This window comes from Pseudomonas sp. R4-84, assembly GCF_054130985.1.
On sequence record NZ_CP096390.1, the window covers coordinates 1,269,035 to 1,288,640 of the forward strand.

A 19,606-nucleotide genomic window follows, 5' to 3' on the forward strand; every position below is an offset into this window, starting at 1 on the left:
CGCTTGTGGCGCGTTGGATTGTTACCGGTGAAGGTCTGAACGGTATGACGGCATAAAGGTAGCAATTTCCGAACCATAGTGCCGAACAAGTGTTTTAAAAGCACTCGCGGCAGATGACGGAACGCGGTGGTGCGCGGGGATGAGCGTACATCAAAAAGCGCACCGGGATGGAGCGTGCGCTGTTTGGAAAAACGCTATGGCAAAAGACGAACGGTTTTTTGTGGCGAGGGGTGTTATTTCAGCAAGTCCTGAAGGGTTGCCAGTGTGTCGGCCTCATCGACGCTCTTATCCTGGCGCCAGCGCAACATTCGCGGAAACCGCACCGCGATCCCACTCTTGTGGCGCTTGGACAGGGCGATGCCTTCAAAGCCCAACTCGAACACCAAGGTGGGGGTGACGCTGCTCACTGGGCCGAACTTTTCCACGGTGGTCTTGCGCACGATGCTGTCGACCTGGCGCATTTGTGCATCGGTCAGGCCTGAATAAGCCTTGGCGAACGGCACCAGCGTGCGTTCGCGACTGCCCGGCGGGTTGTCCCACACCGCGAAGGTGTAGTCGCTGTACAGGCTGGCGCGTCGGCCATGGCCGCGTTGGGCGTAGATCAACACGGCATCGACGCTGAACGGGTCGATTTTCCATTTCCACCAAACGCCCATGTCCTTGGTCCGCCCGACGCCGTACAGCGCATTGCGGGCCTTGAGCATCATGCCTTCGACGCCGAGGCTGCGTGAGGCTTCGCGCTGGCGGGCGAGGTCGAGCCAGTCCCGGCCGGTCACGACGGGCGATGGCAACAGTACGGGGCTGTGGCAACGGGCGACCAACGTTTCCAGCTGTTCGCGACGCTCGGCCTGGGGCCGGCTGCGCCAGTCCTCGCCTTGCCATTCCAGCAGGTCATAGGCCATCACCACCACGGGGGCGTCTTCGAGGATCTTCTTGCCCAGGGTCTTGCGACCAATGCGTTGTTGCAACAAGGCGAAGGGTTGCACCGCAGGTTGCAGTGGCGCCTGCGGGTCGAAAGCGTCGTCGATGACTGACTGCGGCGCTTTCCAGACGACGATCTCGCCGTCGATTACCGTGCCGTCGGGCAACGCCTGGGCCAGTGGGTGCAGTTCCGGGAATCGTTCGGTGACCAGGTCCTCGCCTCGGGACCAGATCCACAAGTGGCCGTCGCGCTTGATCACCTGGGCGCGGATCCCGTCCCATTTCCACTCAACCTGCCAGTCACTGGCTGGCCCCAGCAGGGTGTCGAATTGCTCCGCCGGTTGCGACAGGGCGTGTGCCAGGAAGAACGGATATGGCTGGCCGCCGCGCTGGGCATGTTCATCGTCGGACTCGGCGGCGATCAGCTTGAGGTAGCTGGCCGCCGTGGGACGATGGGACAGATCGGTGTAGCCCACCAGTCGTTGGGCCACCCGTTTGCTGTCCAGCCCGGCCATGGTCGCCAGGGCACGGGTCACCAATAGCTTGGACACACCGACGCGGAAACTGCCGGTGATCAGCTTGATGCAGAGCATCAGGCTCGACCGGTCGAGCTGCGCCCACAGCGCCGGAAGCCGTTGAGCCAGGACCTCGGGCGACTCACCGCGCAGCGGCAACAGTTTCTCTTCGATCCAAAGCGCCAGGCCCTCGTCGCTGTTGTGGGTCGATTCGGGAAGGACCAGAGAAATGGTTTCGGCCAGGTCGCCCACGGCCTGATAACTCTCCTCGAACAGCCAGAGCGACAACCCGGACACCCGGACCGCCAGCTCCCGCAGGATTTTCACTGGCACCAGTTGCCGTGGACGGCCACCGGAGAGGAAATACACAGCCCAGGCGGCATCTTCCGGCGGTGCCTTGCCGAAATAATCCTGCATGGCGGCCAGCTTGGCGTTGCTGGAGGTGGTGGCGTCCAGTTCGGCATACAGCTCGGCGAAGGCTTTCATGGTGCCTCCTCGCCGCTGACGGGTGCCTGGGCGAGGTCTTCTTCATCGTCGCCGTACTCGGTGGTGAAACCCTGGGCGTCGAGACCTTGTTCGCAAAGGTGGCGCACCAGCACGGCGACCGAACCATGGGTGACCATGACCCGCTCGGCGCCGGTCTGCTCGACGGCCCAGAGCAGGCCAGGCCAGTCGGCGTGGTCGGACAATACGAATCCGCGGTCCACGCCGCGGCGCCGACGGGTGCCGCGCAGGCGCATCCAGCCACTGGCGAAGGCGTCGCTGTAGTCGCCGAAACGACGCATCCAGCTGCTACCGCCGGCGGAAGGTGGAGCAATGATCAGCGCCTGGCTCATGATCGGGTCGTTCTTTTTGAAATCGCCCGCATAAAGTGTCGGCGGCAGGTGAATACCTGCTTCTCGGTACACCCGGTTCAACGGTTCCACCGCGCCGTGGGCGAGGATCGGCCCGAGGCTGTCATCGATGCCGTGGAGAATCCGCTGGGCCTTGCCGAAGGAATAGCAGAACAACACGCTGGCCCGGCCGGCGGCAATGTTCCCGCGCCACCACTGGTTGATCTCATCAAAGACTTGCGCCTGGGGTTGCCAGCGATAGATCGGCAGGCCGAAGGTGGATTCGGTGATGAACGTGTGACATTTCACCGGCTCGAACGGTGCGCAGGTGCCGTCGGGCTCGACTTTGTAATCGCCGGAGGCGACCCACACTTCGCCTTCGTATTCCAACCTGACCTGGGCCGAGCCCAGCACATGCCCGGCGGGATGAAAGCTCAGCGTTACGCCGTGATGCCGCAGGCGTTCGCCATAGGGCAGGGTTTGCAGATTGATGTCCTGGCCCAGCCGGGAACGGAGAATGCCTTCGCCGGGGGCCGCTGCGAGGTAGTGCTGGTTGCCGCCGCGGGCATGATCGCCGTGGGCGTGGGTAATCACTGAGCGTTCTACCGGGCGCCAGGGGTCGATGTAGAAATCTCCGGGCGGACAGTACAGGCCTTCGGGGCGGGCAATGACAAGATCCATGCGGTCACCGGGGCGATGGGCTTGTCAGGTAGAGGCGGGGGCGGGGGGAGAAGTTCGATCGGTTTTCAGAGGACGGACTGACGCCATCGCGAGCAAGCTCGCTCCCACAGTGGCTTGGTGTGATGCGGAAATACGGAACTCAACACCGCCTCATTGTGGGAGCGAGCTTGCTCGCGATGGCAATTTTCAACTCACCGCAAATCTCAAAGGCCGTTCCAGGTTATTTTCCAGGCACCAACGTCAACCGCGCCTTGCCATACCCGCGATCAAAGTTCTGCGGTTGCATCGGCAGGCTTTGATACTGCGCCTTGATCCACGGATCGATGCCGTTCACATAGTTCGGGCTGGCCGGGTTCCCCGATTGACCGGCGCCGCCCTGGATCGTCAACGGCTCGGGCTGGCTGAAATCGACGATCAAGCGCAGGGCCGGCGCCAGGGCGGTGTTGAAATCCTGGCCCCAGGCGAATGCCGCGGCATTGAGCGTGGTGCCATCACCGCCAGCCGCCAACGGCCCACGTACGACCTGGCCGCTGGTGTTTTTCCACTCGTAGCGGTGCAGTTTGCCCCACTGCCAAGTGGTGTGATCGCTGCCCAGTTGGCTCTCGCCGACAGTGATGGCCGCTGCCAGGCTGCGAGCAAGGATCACGGCCTTGTCTTCTTTCTGCGGGGTGCGCACGTCGTCCCAGAACGGGCTGTCCTCGCGGCCGAGCAGGTGATCGGCCTGGGCCGAGTAGGACCGTTGGCCGTTCGCGACCAGTGCTTTCCAAGCTGGGCTGCTTTCCGGACCCAGTTCATCGAGGAACGTCTGCTTCATGCTTTCCTGCAGGAACAGCTCGTAGATCGCCGCGTCGGTGGACACCGGGCTGAGCCTGCCGTCGAACGCCATCAGGCGGGTGTAGGCCTCGCGAGCCTTGGCCCGGTCCGCCACCGGCAGGGCTTCGATCGCCTGTTTCAGCGGCTGGGCCATGCCTGGGGCTTCGAAGACTTTCTTGAGTTTGGCCGCGAACGTCGTGGTCTGGTCATATTGCATGGCGCTCAGGCTGCGGGCGTCGTGCTTGCCGGCGCCGGCCAGTTCGGCCAGGCGCTCGCCACGCTCCGGCGCCGCCCAGGAGTTGGACAATTGCATGCCGTAGCCATGGGGAATGACCCGCTGGTTGGTAGTGCCGAGCCAACCCTGGACCGGGTCCTGGTCGTAGGGGTGCAGCATCGGGTCGGCATAACCGTCCCAGTCATAGCGACCCTCCCAGCCGGGCGATGGCAGCAATCCTTCGCCTTCACGGCGGTTGGGGTAGCGGCCGGTCACTTGCCAGCCGATGTTGCGCGCGTCGGCAAACACCATGTTCACCGCCAGGGCGCGAATCTCCCGGCTCGCATCCGAGGCTTTCTCGATATTTCGCGAGCGTGACAGATCGAAGAACGCATCCAGGGTCTTGTCGTCGGTGAAACTCGGCAATTGCAAGGCCAGCCCCAGACCGTTGGCCATGGCTGGGCCTTGGGCGCTGTTGAGCAGGGGGCCGTGGCGGGTCTCGTACACGGCTTCACGAATAGACCGTTGACCCTTGATGAAATAGGTTTCGTTGCGCACGGTCGCCGGCTGCCATTTGCCGTTCACTTCGTAGGACAGCCCGTTGCCCTGGCGTCGGATCTTTTCCAGGAACAGGTCTTGGTTGTCACCCAGGACGCTGGTCATGCTCCACGTCACGTGGCCGTTGAAGCCGGCCAGGATCATCGGAATACCCGCCACGGAAAGCCCGGCCGCCTGGTACTTGGGCGCGCGGATCTGCACCGGGCTCCAGAGCGACGGCACGCCCAGCGGGCCATGGCTGTCGCTGGCCAACAGGCTTTTACCGTTGCGGCTGCGTTGCGGGGCGATGGCCCAGTTGCTCGAAAACGCTGCGCCCAACAGATTCAGGTCGGACAACTGGGCGCCAGCCTTGCTGATTTGGTCCAGGCCGGGCACCTGGCCATTGAGGCGGACGCCCTGAAGTTTATCGGCTTCCGCCAGGGGCAGCGGTTCATCGGGGTAGGACGGGCTCAGCCAGGCCAGTTTGTCGTTTGTGACGGTCTGGGCCAGCACCAGGGTGGCCAGCTCTTCCGGCAAGTTGGCCGACTGGCTGAAATTCAGCAGGCAGAACAGCAGCGCCGAGTCTTCCGGCTTCCAGTATTCGGGCTTGTAGCCGGTGGCAGCCAAGTCCGCCGGCAACTTGTCGCGATAGCGGAACAGGTAGGCATTGACGCCCCGGGCATAGACTTCAAAGAATCGCTTGAGGCGCGGCGATGACGCTTTATAAAGCTCGTCGGCGTTTTTCTTCAGGTTCACCGCCCGCATGTAGCGGTCGATATCGAGCCGTTCGGCCCCGGACATTTCCGCCAGCCGACCTTGGGCAAGCAGGCGCAGGGTCGCCATCTGCGTGATCCGGTCACTGGCGTGGACATAGCCGAGGGCGAACAGGGCGTCGTGGAAACTGTTGCTTTCGATCAGCGGCATGCCCATGGCGTTGCGCCGGACCGAGACATTCTGCGCCAGCCCCTTGAGCGGTTGCACGCCGGTGGTAGGCGGGACAGTGTCCTGGGTATTCCAGGCCTGGCAACCGCTCAAACCGAGCACACTGGCCGCTGCTGCGGCTACGCCGAGCTTGGGAATGAGGGAAATAAAGGCTGGCGAGGCCATGGCAAAGCTCCTGCGGGAGGGGTGGCACCAATAAAGGCGCTACGTTAGTGAGCAGGAAGGGGCCGCGCAAGCGGGCGGTGGGGTTATTTGTTGATTTGGCGATGAAAGCCTGCGGCAAAGCCCGCGGCGAAGCCCGCGGCGAAGCCCGCAATCCGCTGAACACGTGGCGATGAAGCGGCCCCTCGCCACGGGCCGATCGACGACTTGCTCGTAGGGAACGGTGATGTTCAAGTGGTGCAAAATCCAACGATCGATCATGGGAAATCCGACATGGATCTACAGAAAAACGCGGCGCTGATTCTTATCGATCAACAAAAAGGCATCCTCCACCCCAAGCTCGGCCCCCGCAACAACCCCGAGGCGGAGCTGCGCATGCTTGAGCTGCTTGCCCGCTGGCGGAATTCGGCGCGGCCTGTCATCCATGTCCACCATCTGTCCCGCTCTGAAGACTCGGTGTTCTGGCCCGGGCAATCAGGCGTGCAAGTCCAGGAACGGTTCGAGCCGATGGCCGGGGAGCGGTTGGTTCAAAAGCAGGTGCCGGATGCGTTCTGCGGCACCTCCCTGGAGGCGGATCTGCGCGGCGCGGGAATCGGGCAACTGGTGATCGTCGGCGTCGCGACGAACAATTCGGTGGAGTCCACCGCGCGGACGGCCGGCAACCTGGGATTCGATACATGGGTGGCCGAAGACGCCTGTTTCACCTTCGACAAGGCCGATTACTTCGGCAATGCCCGTTCGGCTGCCGAGGTGCATGGGATGTCCCTGGCTAACCTGCACGGGGAATATGCGACGGTGGTCAGCGTGATGCAGATTCTGCAGGCGGGGTGATGGATGGGGTACAGGGCGGCCTCATCGCGAGCAGGCTCGCTCCCACAACATTCTTAGGCGGACTTTGAATCCTGTGGGAGCTAGCTTGCTCGCGATGACGGTCTAACAGGCAAAAAACTTTTTAGCCATCAAGCCCCGTGGCACTTCTTGAATTTCTTGCCATTGCCGCAAGGGCATGGATCGTTGCGGCCCACATCCTTCAAGGCATTGCGCACGGGCTCTTGGTGGGCGTGGCCGCAGTTCGGGCCATGGACGTGGCCGTGATCATGGTCGTGGTGGTCATGATCGTGGTTGCAATCAGGGCCATGGACATGGGGTTGCTGTGTCATCGGGGTTACTCCGCAATTAAATCGGCGGCGATTATCACGCCATTGCGTTCCAGGTGCACGTAGTGGGCGATGAATAAACCGGTTTCCAGCTCACCTTCCAGGCGATAGGGGATCTGCTCACGAGGTTTCTCCAACAGCTTTACCAGCTCCCGCACCTGGGGCCACAGGTTGGTGCGAACCGGCAGCTTGAAATACCCGCTGCGTCCGGGGCGAACCGTGAACCAGTGCTCATGCTCGCCTTCGGTCAGCAAGAGGTCGCCCAAATGAACCCGGTAGGTCAGGCCGCGCACGGTGAGGTCGCTATCACCGGGGTTGTCGACGCGAAAGTGCAGCATGAACCTTTGTTCCACCAGGCGCGCCCGCACCACCTCGACCTTGACCAGGTGGACTCGCGGCTCGGGTGCCTCTTCAGCTTGCCAGGACGCGCAACCGCCGAGCCCTACGATCAGTAGCAGGCAGGTGACGCATAGCCATTGGAGTTTGAAGGTCATGTCCGTGCCTCTGGTTTGTCCCCAGTTTAGCCCTCGGGTGGTGGACGAGCGTCAGGCGTTTGCAAAATCAGCGATTGAAATACCCGGCGCAGCATTTTTTGAATTTATGCCCGCTGCCACAAGGGCAACTGTCGTTGCGGCCGATCTTCACCGGCACGGTGGGGTCGATGAAGTACCAACGCCCGCCGTTCTGCACGAACGATGACTGTTCGCGATGGCTGTGCTCACCTTGGCCGTCGTGCCAGCGCGCGGTGAACGTAACGAAAGCGTGTTCCGGTTGGCCGCCGAACACTTCGCTGCTTTCCACTTCCAGCCCCAGCCAGGTGCTCCTGGCGCTCCATTCGCTGATGGACTGGCGATCGAGGCCATCCTGCTGGGCCGGCAGAGTGGTGCTGACGAGGTAGTCCACAAGGCCCAGTACATAAGCGCTGTAGCGCGAGCGCATCAAGGCTTCGGCACAGGGCGCGGGATGGCCGTCATGGTAACGGCCGCAGCAGGCATCCAATGGGTTGCCACTGCCACAAGGGCAAATGGTCGTGTGCAGGCTTGTGTCCACAGCTACCACCAATATTTTCCAAAGTTTTCGGGGTTAGCCCAAAACCGTGAGTTGAGCCAGTCGGGGACCTGCTTGTATTCAAGCAGATCGTAGGTAAACAGGGTCAGCACCTGGTCCTCGCGCTGGAACCGCTCGCTGGCTTGCAAGGCCAGGGAAAAGAAGTCCGTTTCCTGCCAGCCGCAGGCGTTGAGGTCGGCCAGCACCGCAATCCGGCTGGCGTTGAGATTGCGGATGCCGCCCAACAGGTTCAGACCGTCGCGCTTGGGCAAATGCTCCAGGCAATCGAGCGCAAGGGCCAGGTCGAAACGCCGCGCCGCCACGTTTGCCGGCAGCGCGCCGGGGCCCGCGTGGACCACTTCGGTGGCGGGATGGGCCTGCTGGAACGCCTCCAGCGCAGGAAAGCTGCTGGCGCCGATCAGCAGCAGCCTTTGCGGGGCGTAACGGTCAAGCACGGCGGCCAGGGCTTGCTGGGGCGTACGCGAAGAAATGGCAACGGTCATCGAAGTTCCTCAATCAGAACCGCCAAGATAGCCTGCCCGGACATCATGGCCTAGAGCGGTTTGTCCACGAACGTACGGAACCTGCGCGAACACGTGGCGAAAACCTGTAATCGTTGGGGCTGGCGCAGATCCGAAGTCCGGTCTTTACTCCCCTGAATCGGCGGCGAAGCCGATCCTTCAAGGAGAAAACCCGATGAGCATAGTTCGGACAGCGTTACCCCTGGTTCTGCTAACGAGTGTGTTGACTGGTTGCGCAGGTTTGCAGAAAACCGACTGGCCGATCTGTGCGGCCACCGGTGGTGTCGTGGGCGCGGGATTGGGCGCCATCGAGAGCAGTTCCTGGATTGGGCCGGGCGCGTTGGTGGCCGGCACCGTGGCGGCAGGTTGGTGCTGGGCCCATGGCGATGGCGACGAAGACGGCGATGGCGTCCCGGACAGCCGCGACAAGTGCCCGGGCACACCGAAAGGCGTGCAGGTCGACGCCGACGGCTGCCCACCGCCCGCCCCGGCGCCAATGGCCGAAGAGCCGGTAGTGGTCAAGGAAGAAACGATCGTGGTGCGCGATGTGCATTTCGAATTCAACAAGGCCACGCTGACACCAACCGACAAGGAAGTGCTGAGCACCATCGCGACCCGGTTGAAACAGGAAACCTCCACCGCGCAACTGCGGGTGACGGGCCACACCGACAGTGTCGGCAGTGATGCCTACAACCAGAGACTGTCGGAAAAACGCGCCAATTCCGTGGTGCAGTACCTGGTGGAAAGCGGCGTGCCTCGCGCCAGTTTCGTCTCGGTGGAAGGCGCCGGGGAAGGCCAGCCGGTGGCGGACAACAAAACTGCTGATGGCCGGGCGATGAACCGTCGTACCGAAATCAAGATAAACCGTTGAAACCCTTGTCATCCGCGGCTTGTACAGTCGCGGATGCGGGTCTTTACTCCTGTGTGACCGGTATGGGCCGGTGACACAGGAGCATTCATCATGAAGGTTCTCATCAGGGTTGCCATGCCGGTGCTGCTCGCGAGCAGTCTGTTATCCGGTTGCGCCACTCACAGCGACGGCAGCGCATCACTCAATCAACGCACCTGGCCAATCTGCAGCCTGATCGGCGGGCTCGTCGGCGGCGGTCTGGGTGCCATCGAAAGCACTGGCTGGGCGGCCGGTGGCGCCGCGTTGGGGCTGCTCGGCGGTGGCTTGATCTGTTATGCCCAGGATGGCGACGAAGATGACGATGGCGTGTTCGATCGTCGCGACCGTTGCCCCGACACGCCGGCCGGTACGGCCGTTGAACACCACGGTTGCCCGCTGCCGCAGTATCCGGCCAGCGCACCACCGGACGAGCCGCAAACGCCGACCAGTGAAGTCATCACCCTCAATGACACCGGCAAGGTGCTGTTCGAATTCGATAAATCCGATCTCACCCCGGCGGCTCGAAGCCAGCTCGACGAGCTGATGGGCAAGCTGAGCCACGCCAACGTCGCGAGCATTCGCGTGGTCGGCCATACCGACAGTGTCGGTACCGACGCTTATAACGAAGGCCTTTCCGAGCGCCGGGCCGGCAGCGTCGTGGAGTATTTGCTGACCCAGGGCGTGGCGCCGGCAAAAGTCACCAGCGAAGGCAAGGGCGAAAGCGAACCGGTGGCCGACAACGAGACCGACGAAGGCCGCGCCCAGAACCGTCGGGTTGAGTTGCGCATCCAGCGTTGATAACCGTTGCGACAAAGGGCCAGAGCCGTCGGATCGCAAAATTAAATTTGCCCGGCCCTCTGGCTTATCCTTTGCGCGAGCCGTTACTGTTCACGCAAAGAATAATTTCGAACGGGGGGCGTATGAAGGTGTTTTGGGGGCTGGGGCGCTTGTTGACCCTGCTGTTCTGGCTGGTGGTGCTGGTCAACCTGCTCTTGCCGTTTGTCCACCCGCTGCATGTCTTGGTCAATCTCGCCGGGGCGCTGTTGCTGGCGGTCCATTTGCTTGAGCTGTTGTTGTTCAGGGCACAGTTTCGCGGGCGTCCCGCTCCGGGCCGTGATCGCCTCCGAGTGCTGCTGTTCGGCATCTTCCACTTGCAAACCCTTCCGACCGCGCCAGAGGCTTCCCATGCGTAAATTGTGTCTACTCGCGGCATTCGTGTGCCCGTTGGCCTGTGCCCAAGTGGTCCAGGTCGAAAGCAATTCCTTGATGCGCCTGCCGAACACCACCAGCGTGCTGGCCCTGGAGCGCTTGGATGTGGCCGATTACGGCACGCTGTTGGTGCCTTCGAACGTCACGCAGCTGTCCATCGCAGAGCTGCACCTGGGGCGCGAGGCACGAATTGCGATCGTGCCGGCGCAACAGGCATTGGAGATGAAGGTGGCCCAGGCCGAACTGGACGAGGGCAGCCAGATCACGGCTCGCGGCGCGCCGGGAACCTACACGAAGGCGGCGCGGCCGGGGCGCAATCTCAACCTGCGCTTCAATGCGTTGAACGCACCGCTACTGTCAGTGGATGCCCGTGGCGGCAGCGGTGCGCCAGGTTATGTGGGGCTTGACGGCGCCAACGGACAATCTCCGGGGTGTACCTGGGGTTCGGCCGGTCGCGGCGCCGACGGCAGCAATGGCGGCGACGGCCAGCCGGGCGCGGCCGGTGCGCTGGTGCGGCTCGAGTTGCCTCGCGCTTACCCCGATGAACAGATAAAGGTCACGGTGGACGGCGGCGCCGGCGGCAAACCTGGGCACGGTGGCAAACCCGGAGCAGGCGGCAAGGCCAAGGGATGCCTGGTCTATACCGCCGACGGTGGCAAGAGCGGCCGGCCAGGCGCCGATGGCCAGCCAGGGCCTGCCGGAACGGCGGGCGCGGTGACGGTGCAGCGGTTCTGAATAACATTCATGACCCAGAGGGAGCGAGTTCCCACTGGGTTTGATGCGATATCAAAACATCGGCCGCGCCGCGCCTATCGCCACCACCAGCAACCCGATCAACAGATTGATGCCCACCAAGCGGCGTATCTTGCCCAGCATCGCTGCGCCAGTCGGCCAGTCCTGGGCCGTCACGGCGGTGCGCAATGCAGGCAGTTGCAGGCCCTGAATGCGGATGAACAGTGCCGTCATCACGATATACAGCCCCATCATCACCTGCACATAACGTGGCGCGGTTTCGAAGCCGGTGAAGCGCAGGTGGATCAGGCCCACGCCGCTGATCGGCAAAAGCACCACCGCCACCCAGACCCAGACAAAAAAACGCTGAAACACTTCTACCCATAGTTTTAGCCGGGCGGGGCCTTCAAGCGCCGTCATTGCGGCGGGACGCAGGATCATCCAGGCGAAAAACATGCCGCCGACCCAGATCAGGGCCGCCAGTAAATGCAGGGTGTAGACGAGGGCAAAGGGTGTCATTGGGTCACTCCGTTCTGCGCGAGATTCATTAGCGGGGTATGATAGCCGCCGATCCGAACCACTGAAAATTTATCCAGCGTTTTTTGCGCCCGACATTCATGATCAGCACCGAACTCAAAACCACGATCCAGGGCGCCTACTCGCGTTTTCTCGAAGCCAAGAGCCTCAAGCCGCGATATGGCCAGCGCCTGATGATTGCCGAAGTGGCAAAAGTCCTGGGCGACATCGACACCGATGACGAAGGTCGGCGCAGTGGCGAGCCGGCCGTCGTGGCGGTCGAGGCCGGCACCGGTACCGGCAAGACCGTGGCCTACAGCCTGGCGGCGATTCCGAGCGCCAAGGCTGCCGGCAAGCGGCTGGTGATCGCCACAGCCACCGTCGCCCTGCAGGAGCAGATCGTCTACAAGGACCTGCCCGACCTGATGCGCAACAGCGGGCTGAATTTTACCTTCGCTCTGGCCAAGGGCCGCGGGCGCTATATGTGCCTGTCCAAGCTCGACATGTTGCTGCAGGAAGGCCACGCCCAGACCGCCACCGCGCAGTTGTTCGAAGAGGAAGGCTTCAAGATCGAAGTCGACGAGGCGAGCCAGAAGCTGTTTACCAGCATGATTGAAAAACTGGCCGGCAATAAGTGGGACGGTGACCGCGACAGCTGGTCAACGGCCCTGGAAGACGCCGACTGGTCGCGCCTGACCACGGATCACAGCCAGTGCACCAATCGTCACTGCCCCAACTTCGGCCAGTGTGCTTTCTACAAGGCGCGCGAAGGCATGGGCAAGGTCGACGTGATCGTCACCAACCACGACATGGTCCTGGCCGACCTGGCCCTGGGCGGTGGTGCGGTGTTGCCGGACCCGCGCGACACCATCTACGTGTTCGACGAAGGCCATCATCTGCCGGACAAGGCCATCGGCCATTTCGCCCATTACACGCGGCTGCGCTCCACCGCCGACTGGCTGGAAACCACGGCGAAGAACCTGACCAAGCTGTTGGCTCAGCACCCACTGCCGGGCGACCTGGGCAAATTCATCGAACAGGTGCCCGAGCTCGCGCGTGAGATCAAGACGAACCAGCAGTTCATGTTCACCGCATGCGAACAGGTGGCTGATTTCAAGCCAGGCGAAGATGTAGAGGGCCGCGAGCGGCCTCGCCATCGGTTTGTCGGCGGGATCATCCCCGAGCATATGCGCGAGATGGGCATCGAGCTCAAGAAGGGCTTCGCGCGCCTGACGGATTTGTTCACGCGCCTGACCGACTTGCTCAAGGAAGGCATGGATGGCGAGGTGAACATCGGGATCGCCAGCAACCAGGCCGAGGAATGGTATCCGCTGTTCGGCAGCCTGCTGTCCCGCTCGCAAGGCAATTGGGAGCTGTGGACGGCTTTCACCACCGAAGACCCGGAAGACAACCCACCGATGGCGCGCTGGTTGACCCTGGCCGAGAGCGGTTCGCTGTTCGACATCGAGGTCAATGCCAGCCCGATCCTGGCGGCGGACATGCTGCGGCGCAACCTGTGGAACGTTGCCTACGGCGCGCTGGTGACGTCCGCCACGCTGACCGCCCTGGGTACGTTCGACCGTTTCCGTATGCGCGCCGGCTTGCCGAAAATCGCCGTGACGGCCGTGGTCCCGAGCCCATTCCACCATGCCGACGCCGGCGTGTTGCGAGTCCCCGACCTCAAGGCCGACCCACGGGACGCCGCGGCCCACACCGCGGCGATCATCCGTGACTTGCCGGACCTGGTGGAAGGTTCCCGTGGAACCCTCGTGCTTTTTTCCTCGCGCAAGCAGATGCAGGACGTGTTCGACGGTCTCGACCGTGACTGGCGCAAGCAGGTGTTCATCCAGGGCAATCTGTCGAAGCAGGAGACCCTGAACAAACACAAGGCGCGGGTCGATGGCGGCGACTCCAGCGTACTGTTCGGCCTGGCAAGTTTTGCCGAAGGCGTCGACTTGCCCGGCGCCTATTGCGAGCACGTGGTGATCGCAAAGATACCGTTCTCGGTCCCGGACGACCCGGTTGAAGCCGCGCTGGCCGAATGGATCGAAGCCCGGGGTGGCAATCCGTTCATGGAAATCTCCGTGCCGGACGCCTCGCTGAAACTTGTCCAGGCCTGCGGTCGCTTGCTGCGCACCGAGGAAGACCGCGGCACCATCACTTTGCTCGACCGCAGGCTGGTGACCCAACGTTATGGCAAGGCCATCCTCAACGCGCTGCCACCGTTTCGGCGGGAGATTTCCTGACGGTCTTGTGTGGCGAGGGGGCTTGCTCCCTCGCCACACAAGACTGCGCTTAACCAGCCGTCTCGCGAAGGTTCACAAAAACATCAATGACTGAAACAATGCCAGCCAGCTGAAAAAAGCGTGTGTTTCAAAGGAGTTGCGGGTGCAAATTCAAGGCCATTACGAACTTCAGTTCGAAGCAGTGCGTGAAGCGTTCGCGGCACTGTTTGACGATCCGCAGGAGCGCGGCGCGGCGTTGTGCATCCAGGTCGGGGGCCGCACGGTCATCGACCTCTGGGCCGGCACAGCCGACAAGGATGGCCATGAGGCTTGGCACTGCGACACCATCGCCAATCTGTTTTCTTGCACCAAGACATTCACCGCCGTTGCCGCCTTGCAATTGGTCGCCGAAGGCAAGTTGCAACTGGACGCGCCGGTCGCTCGCTATTGGCCTGAGTTTGCGGCGGCGGGCAAGCAATCCGTCACCCTGCGCCAGTTGCTCTGCCATCAGGCCGGACTTCCCGCATTGAGGGAGTTGATGGCCCCCGCGGCACTTTACGATTGGCAGACCATGGTCGATGCACTGGCTGCCGAGACGCCTTGGTGGACCCCCGGCGAAGGCCACGGCTATGCCGCGATCACGTACGGCTGGTTGGTGGGCGAATTGTTGCGCAGGGTCGATGGCCGTGGGCCAGGCGAGTCCATCGTGGCCCGGGTTGCCAAACCCCTGGGCCTGGATTTCCACGTTGGCCTGGCCGACGAAGAGTTTCATCGCGTGGCGCATATTGCCCGCGGCAAAGGCAACGTTGGCGACGCAGCGGCCCAGCGTCTGTTGCAGGTCACGATGCGCGAACCGACGGCCATGACCACCCGGGCCTTCACCAACCCTCCATCGATCATGACCAGCACCAACAAGCCGGAATGGCGGCGGATGCAGCAACCGGCTGCCAACGGTCACGGCAACGCCCGCAGTCTCGCCGGGTTCTACGCCGGCCTGCTGGACGGAAGCTTGCTGGAAGGTGAAATGCTCGACGAACTGACTCGCCAGCACAGTTTCGGCGAGGACAAGACATTGTTGACCCAGACCCGTTTCGGCCTGGGTTGCATGCTGGATCAACCGGATGTGCCCAATGCGACCTACGGCCTGGGGCCGCGGGCGTTTGGTCATCCCGGAGCAGGGGGCTCCATCGGTTTCGCCGATCCTGAGCATGACGTTGCGTTCGGGTTCGTGACCAATACCCTCGGGCCCTATGTCTTGATGGACCCACGTGCCCAGAACCTTGCACGGGTGCTTGCCACTTGTCTATAAAACGCCATTGGCGGTAGTGGGTAAAGGAACAAGGTGTTGTTTTCGCTTTCCAAGCGACTGTTTATGCGGCCGGAACATGGCCTTCGTTTTTTACTTCAGATCATTTTGTGGATATCCAATGTCATCGAACAAAACCCTCGCTCTGGCGCTGTGCTTCGCTATCACCGGTTGCGCACAAAACCCACAAAATGATGCCGAGGGCGGCGGTGGCTGGTGGCCGTTCGGGTCCTCCGACAAGGTCGCGGCCAAGGAGCCGGTCCCGCCGGCTCCCCTGAAACCCGCCGCCGTGGCGCCGCAAGCCAAGGCAGAGGGGGCCACGCATTGGTGGTGGCCGTTCTCCTCCGACGATGGCGCCGATGTCGCCAAGAAAGAAGAAGCGAAACCTGTCGCCAAGGCTGAAACCAAGGCGCCGACTACCGTCGCCAAGGCCCAAGCCGAGAGCAGTGGCAAATGGTGGTGGCCGTTCGGCGGCAAAGAGCAGGAGACCGCGAAGGCAGTGCCGATGCCCGACCCGAAAGTCACCCAGGCCTGGCTCGACGACTATGAGCCAAAGCTGCGTACCGCCATCAAGGACAGCAAGCTTGAGCTGGAGCGCCGCGATAATGTGCTGGTGGTCACCGCTCCCGTGGACGGCTCGTTCAACCCGGACCGTCCGGCCATGCTGCTGCCGGTGACACTCGGCCCGTTCACTCGCGTCGCCAAGATTCTAGAGGCCGATCCGAAAACCGCGGTGCTGATCCTCGGTCACGCCGATACGTCGGGCGCGGCGCCGGCGAATCTGAAGCTCAGCCAGGAACGCGCCCAGTCCGTCGCGGCGATCTTCCGGCTCAGTGGCTTGCAGCGTGATCGCCTGATGCTGCGCGGGATGGGCTCGGTGGCGCCACGTGCGGCCAACGATAGCGTCGAGGGACGGGCTTTGAACCGTCGTGTCGAATTGCTGGTCACGCCCGCCAATACCATGGTCGCGTTGTTGAGCAAGTACAACATGCCGACCCCTGCGCCAGTGACCATGGTGGCTGCCCAGGACGTCAAGCCCGCGGCACCTGCCCCGGCCCCGGCGGCGAAAAAATCCGCCGCGCCGGCAACCAAGAAAGCCGCAGCCAAGAAGGCTCCTGCAAAGGCCCCGGCCAAAAAAGCCCCGGCCAAGAAGGCGACTCCGGCGAAAAAACCTGAACCGGCCAAGGCCGCGGCTGACGGGAAAAAAGTTGCTGCCGCCGACTCCTCCAAAAAACAGTGATTGGCTGATCACAAGGAACGCGCCATGACCCAAGCGCTGGCTGATATGCGCCGTGACTACACCCGCGATGGCCTGACCGAGGCGCAAGCCCCGGCCGAGCCGTTCGCGTTGTTCCACCAATGGTTCGCCGACGCGGTGAAAACCGAACAGGCTCCGGTGGAAGCCAATGCCATGACCCTGGCAACAGTGGACGCTGACGGCCGGCCTCATTGCCGGATCCTGCTACTGAAGGGCCTGGATGCCCAGGGCTTTACTTTCTTCACCAACTACGACAGCGCCAAAGGCCAGCAACTGGCTGCGAATCCGTACGCGGCCATGACATTTTTCTGGCCGACACTGGAGCGTCAGGTGCGTATCGAAGGCAAGGTAGTGAAAGTCACTGCGCAGGAGTCGGACGCTTATTACCAGGTCCGACCGCTGGGCAGCCGCCTTGGTGCCTGGGCCTCACCCCAGAGCCGGGTGATTGCCGGGCGCGGCGAGCTGGAAGACTTGCTCAAGGCCACTGAGCAGCGTTTCAGCGACAGCCAACCCCATTGTCCCGAGCACTGGGGCGGCTACCGCTTGCTGCCCGAACGCATCGAGTTCTGGCAGGGGCGCCCCAGTCGCCTGCATGATCGTCTCAACTACCGCCTGCAAGGGGCGGATTGGACTCGCGAGCGCCTGGCGCCTTGATGGGGTAACCTGCCGCTGCCGCCTGGAGCCATTGCGGCAGGTCCCGTCGCTTGACGCCTTGTTCGCGGGCGCGAGCCAGTTGTTGCAGCATGTAGTGTTTTTTCGGTTCATCCTGCCCCGCCAATGACAGCGCCAGGTCTCGGTCCATCCAGCGTTTGATGCGTACGTACAGCCACCAGTGGAAGTACAGGCCGGCTAGGGTGGTAGCGACTATGATGAAGTAATCCATGGAGAGTCCTTGGAGCGGTAACGCCGCTGACTGAATTTGGCGCTGATGTTTGATGAATTTTCTCGGGTGCGCCTGTATCCCACCTGAATGAAAACAATTTTATCCCGGCGAGGCCGTGACAGGTGTCAAGCCGGGGAGTTTAATGGATCCCTGTCTTTTGGAGTTTGATGCTATGCGTAAGTCTGTTTTGCTGGTTGCTTCCTTTTCCACGATGGCGATGTTGCTCACTGGCTGTCAGTCGAGCCTGACCGGTGACTCCTACTCCCGTGACGAAGCGCGTCGCGTTCAGACGATTCGCATGGGCACTATTGAATCCCTGCGTCCGGTCAAGATCGAAGGCACCAAGACGCCTATCGGCGGTGCGGCGGGTGCTGTAGTAGGCGGCGTGGGTGGCAGCGCGATCGGTGGTGGCCGTGGCAGCATCGTTGCCGCCGTAATCGGCGCGGTGGCTGGCGGCTTGATCGGTTCGGCCACAGAAGAAGGCCTGACCCGTACCCAGGGTGTTGAAATCACGGTTCGTGAAGACGACGGCAGCATGCGTGCCTATGTTCAACAGGTTCAGGAGAATGAAGTGTTCCGCGTGGGCGAGCGGGTGCGGATTTCTACTGTCGGTGGAACCAGTCGCGTTTCCCACTAAGTGGCTTTGATCGCGAACGCCGCTGATAAATTTGAATGAACTGGCCTCTTCGCGAGCAAGCTCGCTCCCACAGTGGATCGGGGTATACACCGAATGGTGCGTCCGCCGAAAAAACCGTGGGAGCGAGCTTGCTCGCGATAGCCGCTGGTTCAGCTATGAAAACGCTGGATGAGTGCCCCGCTGTACGGCCCGCTCAACACGTCATGAATGCTGCGAAACGGGCTTGCGACTAGCCATCGCCGTAACCCCATACCCAATTACCGCCGCCAGGATCGACCCGGTAAGAATCCCCATCCGGTCCATTCCTGCATACTCACTTGCACCCGGTGCGAACGCCAGGGAACCCACGAACAGGCTCATCGTGAAACCGATCCCGCAGAGAATCGCCACCCCCAGTATCTGCCCCCAGTTCGCCCCGGCGGGAAGGCTGGCAATGCCGACTTTCACCGCAAGCCAGGTAAGGCCGAACACACCGACTGCCTTGCCCAGCAACAGCCCGACCGCGATGCCCATCGGCACGTGGTGAGTAAAACTTTCGACGGTGACGCCGCTCAACGACAGACCCGCGTTGGCGAAGGCGAACAGCGGCAAGATGCCATACGCCACCCAGGGATGCAGCGCATGTTCGAGGGTCAGTAATGGCGACGTTTCAGCGTTTTTCGTGCGCAGTGGAATGCAGAAGGCCAGGGTGACACCCGCCAGGGTGGCATGGACACCGCTCTTGAGCACGCAAACCCACAGAATCAGCCCGACCACCATGTAGGGGCCGAGTTTGACCACGCCCATGCGGTTCATTGCCACCAATGCCGCGATGCACGCCGCAGCCAGCCCCAATGACAGGGTCGACAGGTCGCCAGAGTAGAAGATCGCAATGATGATAATGGCGCCCAGGTCATCAATGATCGCCAGCGTCATCAGGAACAGCTTGAGCGACACCGGCACTCGCTTGCCCAGCAAGGCCAGCACGCCCAGGGCGAAGGCAATATCGGTGGCCGTCGGGATCGCCCAGCCGGCCAGTGCGGCTGGGTTGTCGCGGTTGAGGAACCAGTAGATGAGCGCCGGCACCAGCATGCCGCCGACGGCCGCAGCGCCCGGCAGGACAATCTGCGATGGTTTGGACAATTGCCCGTCGAGGACCTCCCGCTTGACCTCAAGGCCGATGAGCAGGAAGAACATAGCCATCAGGCCGTCGTTGATCCACAGCAGCAAGGGCTTGGCGATCTGCAAGGCGCCGACCTGAGCCACCACCGGAGTCTCCAGCAAGCCGTTATAAAGCCAGTCCAGCGGCGAATTGTTGATCACCAGGGCCAGCACAGCGGCCGCGATCAACAGAAGACCGCTTGCCGCTTCCAGTTGGAAAAAACGTGTCATAGAGCTACGTAGAGCCAAGACTGCTCTCCATTCATCGGATCCAAAGATAGGGACACCCTAACCCGTACCCTTAGTTGTTAAAACAAAAGTTATATTCTTTTTTGTTATATGCTGTTACAGCGCCTGTATTGCCGCCGGGCAGTTGACGGGCATATTGGACCTTAGCTGTACCTGTGCGCGATGTCGGTTTTTTCCTAAGCTTGCGTCTCGTATTTCCGAACCAGATCGTGCCCCGTG

Annotated in this window: 20 protein-coding genes; 10 read left to right on the forward strand and 10 right to left on the reverse strand. The window is 62.2% G+C overall.

All coding sequences use genetic code 11. The annotated features are described in order from the left end of the window. Positions 1-233: 233 nt before the first annotated feature. The 3 genes from M1D68_RS05975 to M1D68_RS05985 form a co-directional block, all read right to left on the reverse strand. A complete protein-coding gene (locus tag M1D68_RS05975; protein WP_457969640.1) occupies positions 234-1,922 on the reverse strand; it encodes an ATP-dependent DNA ligase in 1,689 nt (562 codons plus the stop codon). Then, complete coding sequence (locus tag M1D68_RS05980; RefSeq protein WP_434562624.1) at positions 1,919-2,950, reverse strand: ligase-associated DNA damage response exonuclease; 1,032 nt, start codon at positions 2,948-2,950, stop codon at positions 1,919-1,921. Before M1D68_RS05980 ends, M1D68_RS05975 begins: the two co-directional genes overlap by 4 nt. A gap of 220 nt (positions 2,951-3,170) precedes the next feature. After that, positions 3,171-5,621: a penicillin acylase family protein gene (locus tag M1D68_RS05985; protein ID WP_457969642.1), complete on the reverse strand. Its 2,451-nt coding sequence runs from the start codon at positions 5,619-5,621 to the stop codon at positions 3,171-3,173. Between the two features lie 270 nt (positions 5,622-5,891). Between M1D68_RS05985 and M1D68_RS05990 the strand changes: the two genes are divergently transcribed. Next, positions 5,892-6,449, forward strand: a complete 558-nt coding sequence (locus M1D68_RS05990; RefSeq protein ID WP_434562628.1) for a cysteine hydrolase family protein — start codon at positions 5,892-5,894, stop codon at positions 6,447-6,449. A 128-nt stretch (positions 6,450-6,577) separates the two neighbouring features. On the opposite strand, the gene M1D68_RS05995 is transcribed toward M1D68_RS05990, so the two are convergent. The 4 genes from M1D68_RS05995 to M1D68_RS06010 form a co-directional block, all read right to left on the reverse strand. Continuing rightward, positions 6,578-6,778 carry an SEC-C metal-binding domain-containing protein gene (locus M1D68_RS05995; RefSeq protein WP_034146774.1) on the reverse strand — a complete coding sequence of 67 codons (201 nt, stop codon included), beginning with the start codon at positions 6,776-6,778 and terminating at the stop codon, positions 6,578-6,580. A gap of 5 nt (positions 6,779-6,783) precedes the next feature. Next, on the reverse strand, positions 6,784-7,269 hold the full coding sequence (locus tag M1D68_RS06000; protein ID WP_420764313.1) for an LEA/WHy family protein: 486 nt from the start codon (positions 7,267-7,269) through the stop codon (positions 6,784-6,786). A 67-nt stretch (positions 7,270-7,336) separates the two neighbouring features. After that, positions 7,337-7,813: a YchJ family protein gene (locus M1D68_RS06005; protein ID WP_420764454.1), complete on the reverse strand. Its 477-nt coding sequence runs from the start codon at positions 7,811-7,813 to the stop codon at positions 7,337-7,339. A gap of 14 nt (positions 7,814-7,827) precedes the next feature. Further along, complete coding sequence (locus M1D68_RS06010) at positions 7,828-8,325, reverse strand: DUF6231 family protein (RefSeq protein ID WP_434701147.1); 498 nt, start codon at positions 8,323-8,325, stop codon at positions 7,828-7,830. 193 nt (positions 8,326-8,518) lie between these two features. Between M1D68_RS06010 and M1D68_RS06015 the strand changes: the two genes are divergently transcribed. The 4 genes from M1D68_RS06015 (at position 8,519) to M1D68_RS06030 (ending at position 11,176) form a co-directional block, all read left to right on the forward strand. Next, entirely contained in the window at positions 8,519-9,214 is a 696-nt protein-coding gene (locus M1D68_RS06015) for an OmpA family protein (RefSeq protein WP_420764315.1), read from the forward strand. A gap of 90 nt (positions 9,215-9,304) precedes the next feature. Next, on the forward strand, positions 9,305-10,030 hold the full coding sequence (locus M1D68_RS06020; RefSeq protein ID WP_420764316.1) for an OmpA family protein: 726 nt from the start codon (positions 9,305-9,307) through the stop codon (positions 10,028-10,030). Between the two features lie 122 nt (positions 10,031-10,152). Further along, entirely contained in the window at positions 10,153-10,425 is a 273-nt protein-coding gene (locus M1D68_RS06025) for a DUF1145 domain-containing protein (protein ID WP_420764317.1), read from the forward strand. Further along, complete coding sequence (locus M1D68_RS06030) at positions 10,418-11,176, forward strand: collagen-like protein (RefSeq protein ID WP_457969643.1); 759 nt, start codon at positions 10,418-10,420, stop codon at positions 11,174-11,176. Before M1D68_RS06025 ends, M1D68_RS06030 begins: the two co-directional genes overlap by 8 nt. Positions 11,177-11,227: 51 nt before the next feature. On the opposite strand, the gene M1D68_RS06035 is transcribed toward M1D68_RS06030, so the two are convergent. Continuing rightward, entirely contained in the window at positions 11,228-11,692 is a 465-nt protein-coding gene (locus tag M1D68_RS06035) for a CopD family protein (protein WP_420764319.1), read from the reverse strand. Positions 11,693-11,790: 98 nt separating this feature from the next. Here M1D68_RS06035 and dinG point away from each other — a divergent pair, with 98 nt between their 5' ends. The 4 genes from dinG (at position 11,791) to pdxH (ending at position 17,132) form a co-directional block, all read left to right on the forward strand. Further along, entirely contained in the window at positions 11,791-13,935 is a 2,145-nt protein-coding gene (gene dinG / locus M1D68_RS06040; protein ID WP_420764320.1) for an ATP-dependent DNA helicase DinG, read from the forward strand. Between the two features lie 142 nt (positions 13,936-14,077). Continuing rightward, positions 14,078-15,223: a serine hydrolase domain-containing protein gene (locus M1D68_RS06045; protein ID WP_457969644.1), complete on the forward strand. Its 1,146-nt coding sequence runs from the start codon at positions 14,078-14,080 to the stop codon at positions 15,221-15,223. 118 nt (positions 15,224-15,341) lie between these two features. After that, positions 15,342-16,460, forward strand: coding sequence for an OmpA family protein (locus M1D68_RS06050; protein WP_457969645.1), 1,119 nt, complete (start codon positions 15,342-15,344; stop codon positions 16,458-16,460). Positions 16,461-16,484: 24 nt separating this feature from the next. Next, positions 16,485-17,132, forward strand: a complete 648-nt coding sequence (gene pdxH, locus M1D68_RS06055; protein ID WP_420764323.1) for a pyridoxamine 5'-phosphate oxidase — start codon at positions 16,485-16,487, stop codon at positions 17,130-17,132. On the opposite strand, the gene M1D68_RS06060 is transcribed toward pdxH, so the two are convergent. Beyond that, positions 17,080-17,361, reverse strand: a complete 282-nt coding sequence (locus M1D68_RS06060; protein ID WP_420764324.1) for a hypothetical protein — start codon at positions 17,359-17,361, stop codon at positions 17,080-17,082. The two genes, pdxH and M1D68_RS06060, sit on opposite strands and share 53 nt — an antisense overlap. Positions 17,362-17,533: 172 nt before the next feature. Between M1D68_RS06060 and M1D68_RS06065 the strand changes: the two genes are divergently transcribed. Continuing rightward, positions 17,534-17,998, forward strand: coding sequence for an outer membrane lipoprotein (locus tag M1D68_RS06065; RefSeq protein ID WP_024776354.1), 465 nt, complete (start codon positions 17,534-17,536; stop codon positions 17,996-17,998). Between the two features lie 201 nt (positions 17,999-18,199). Here the strand turns inward: M1D68_RS06065 and nhaA are convergent, their stop codons facing one another. Beyond that, positions 18,200-19,387: a Na+/H+ antiporter NhaA gene (gene nhaA / locus M1D68_RS06070; RefSeq protein WP_434609931.1), complete on the reverse strand. Its 1,188-nt coding sequence runs from the start codon at positions 19,385-19,387 to the stop codon at positions 18,200-18,202. Between the last annotated feature and the right edge of the window lie 219 nt (positions 19,388-19,606).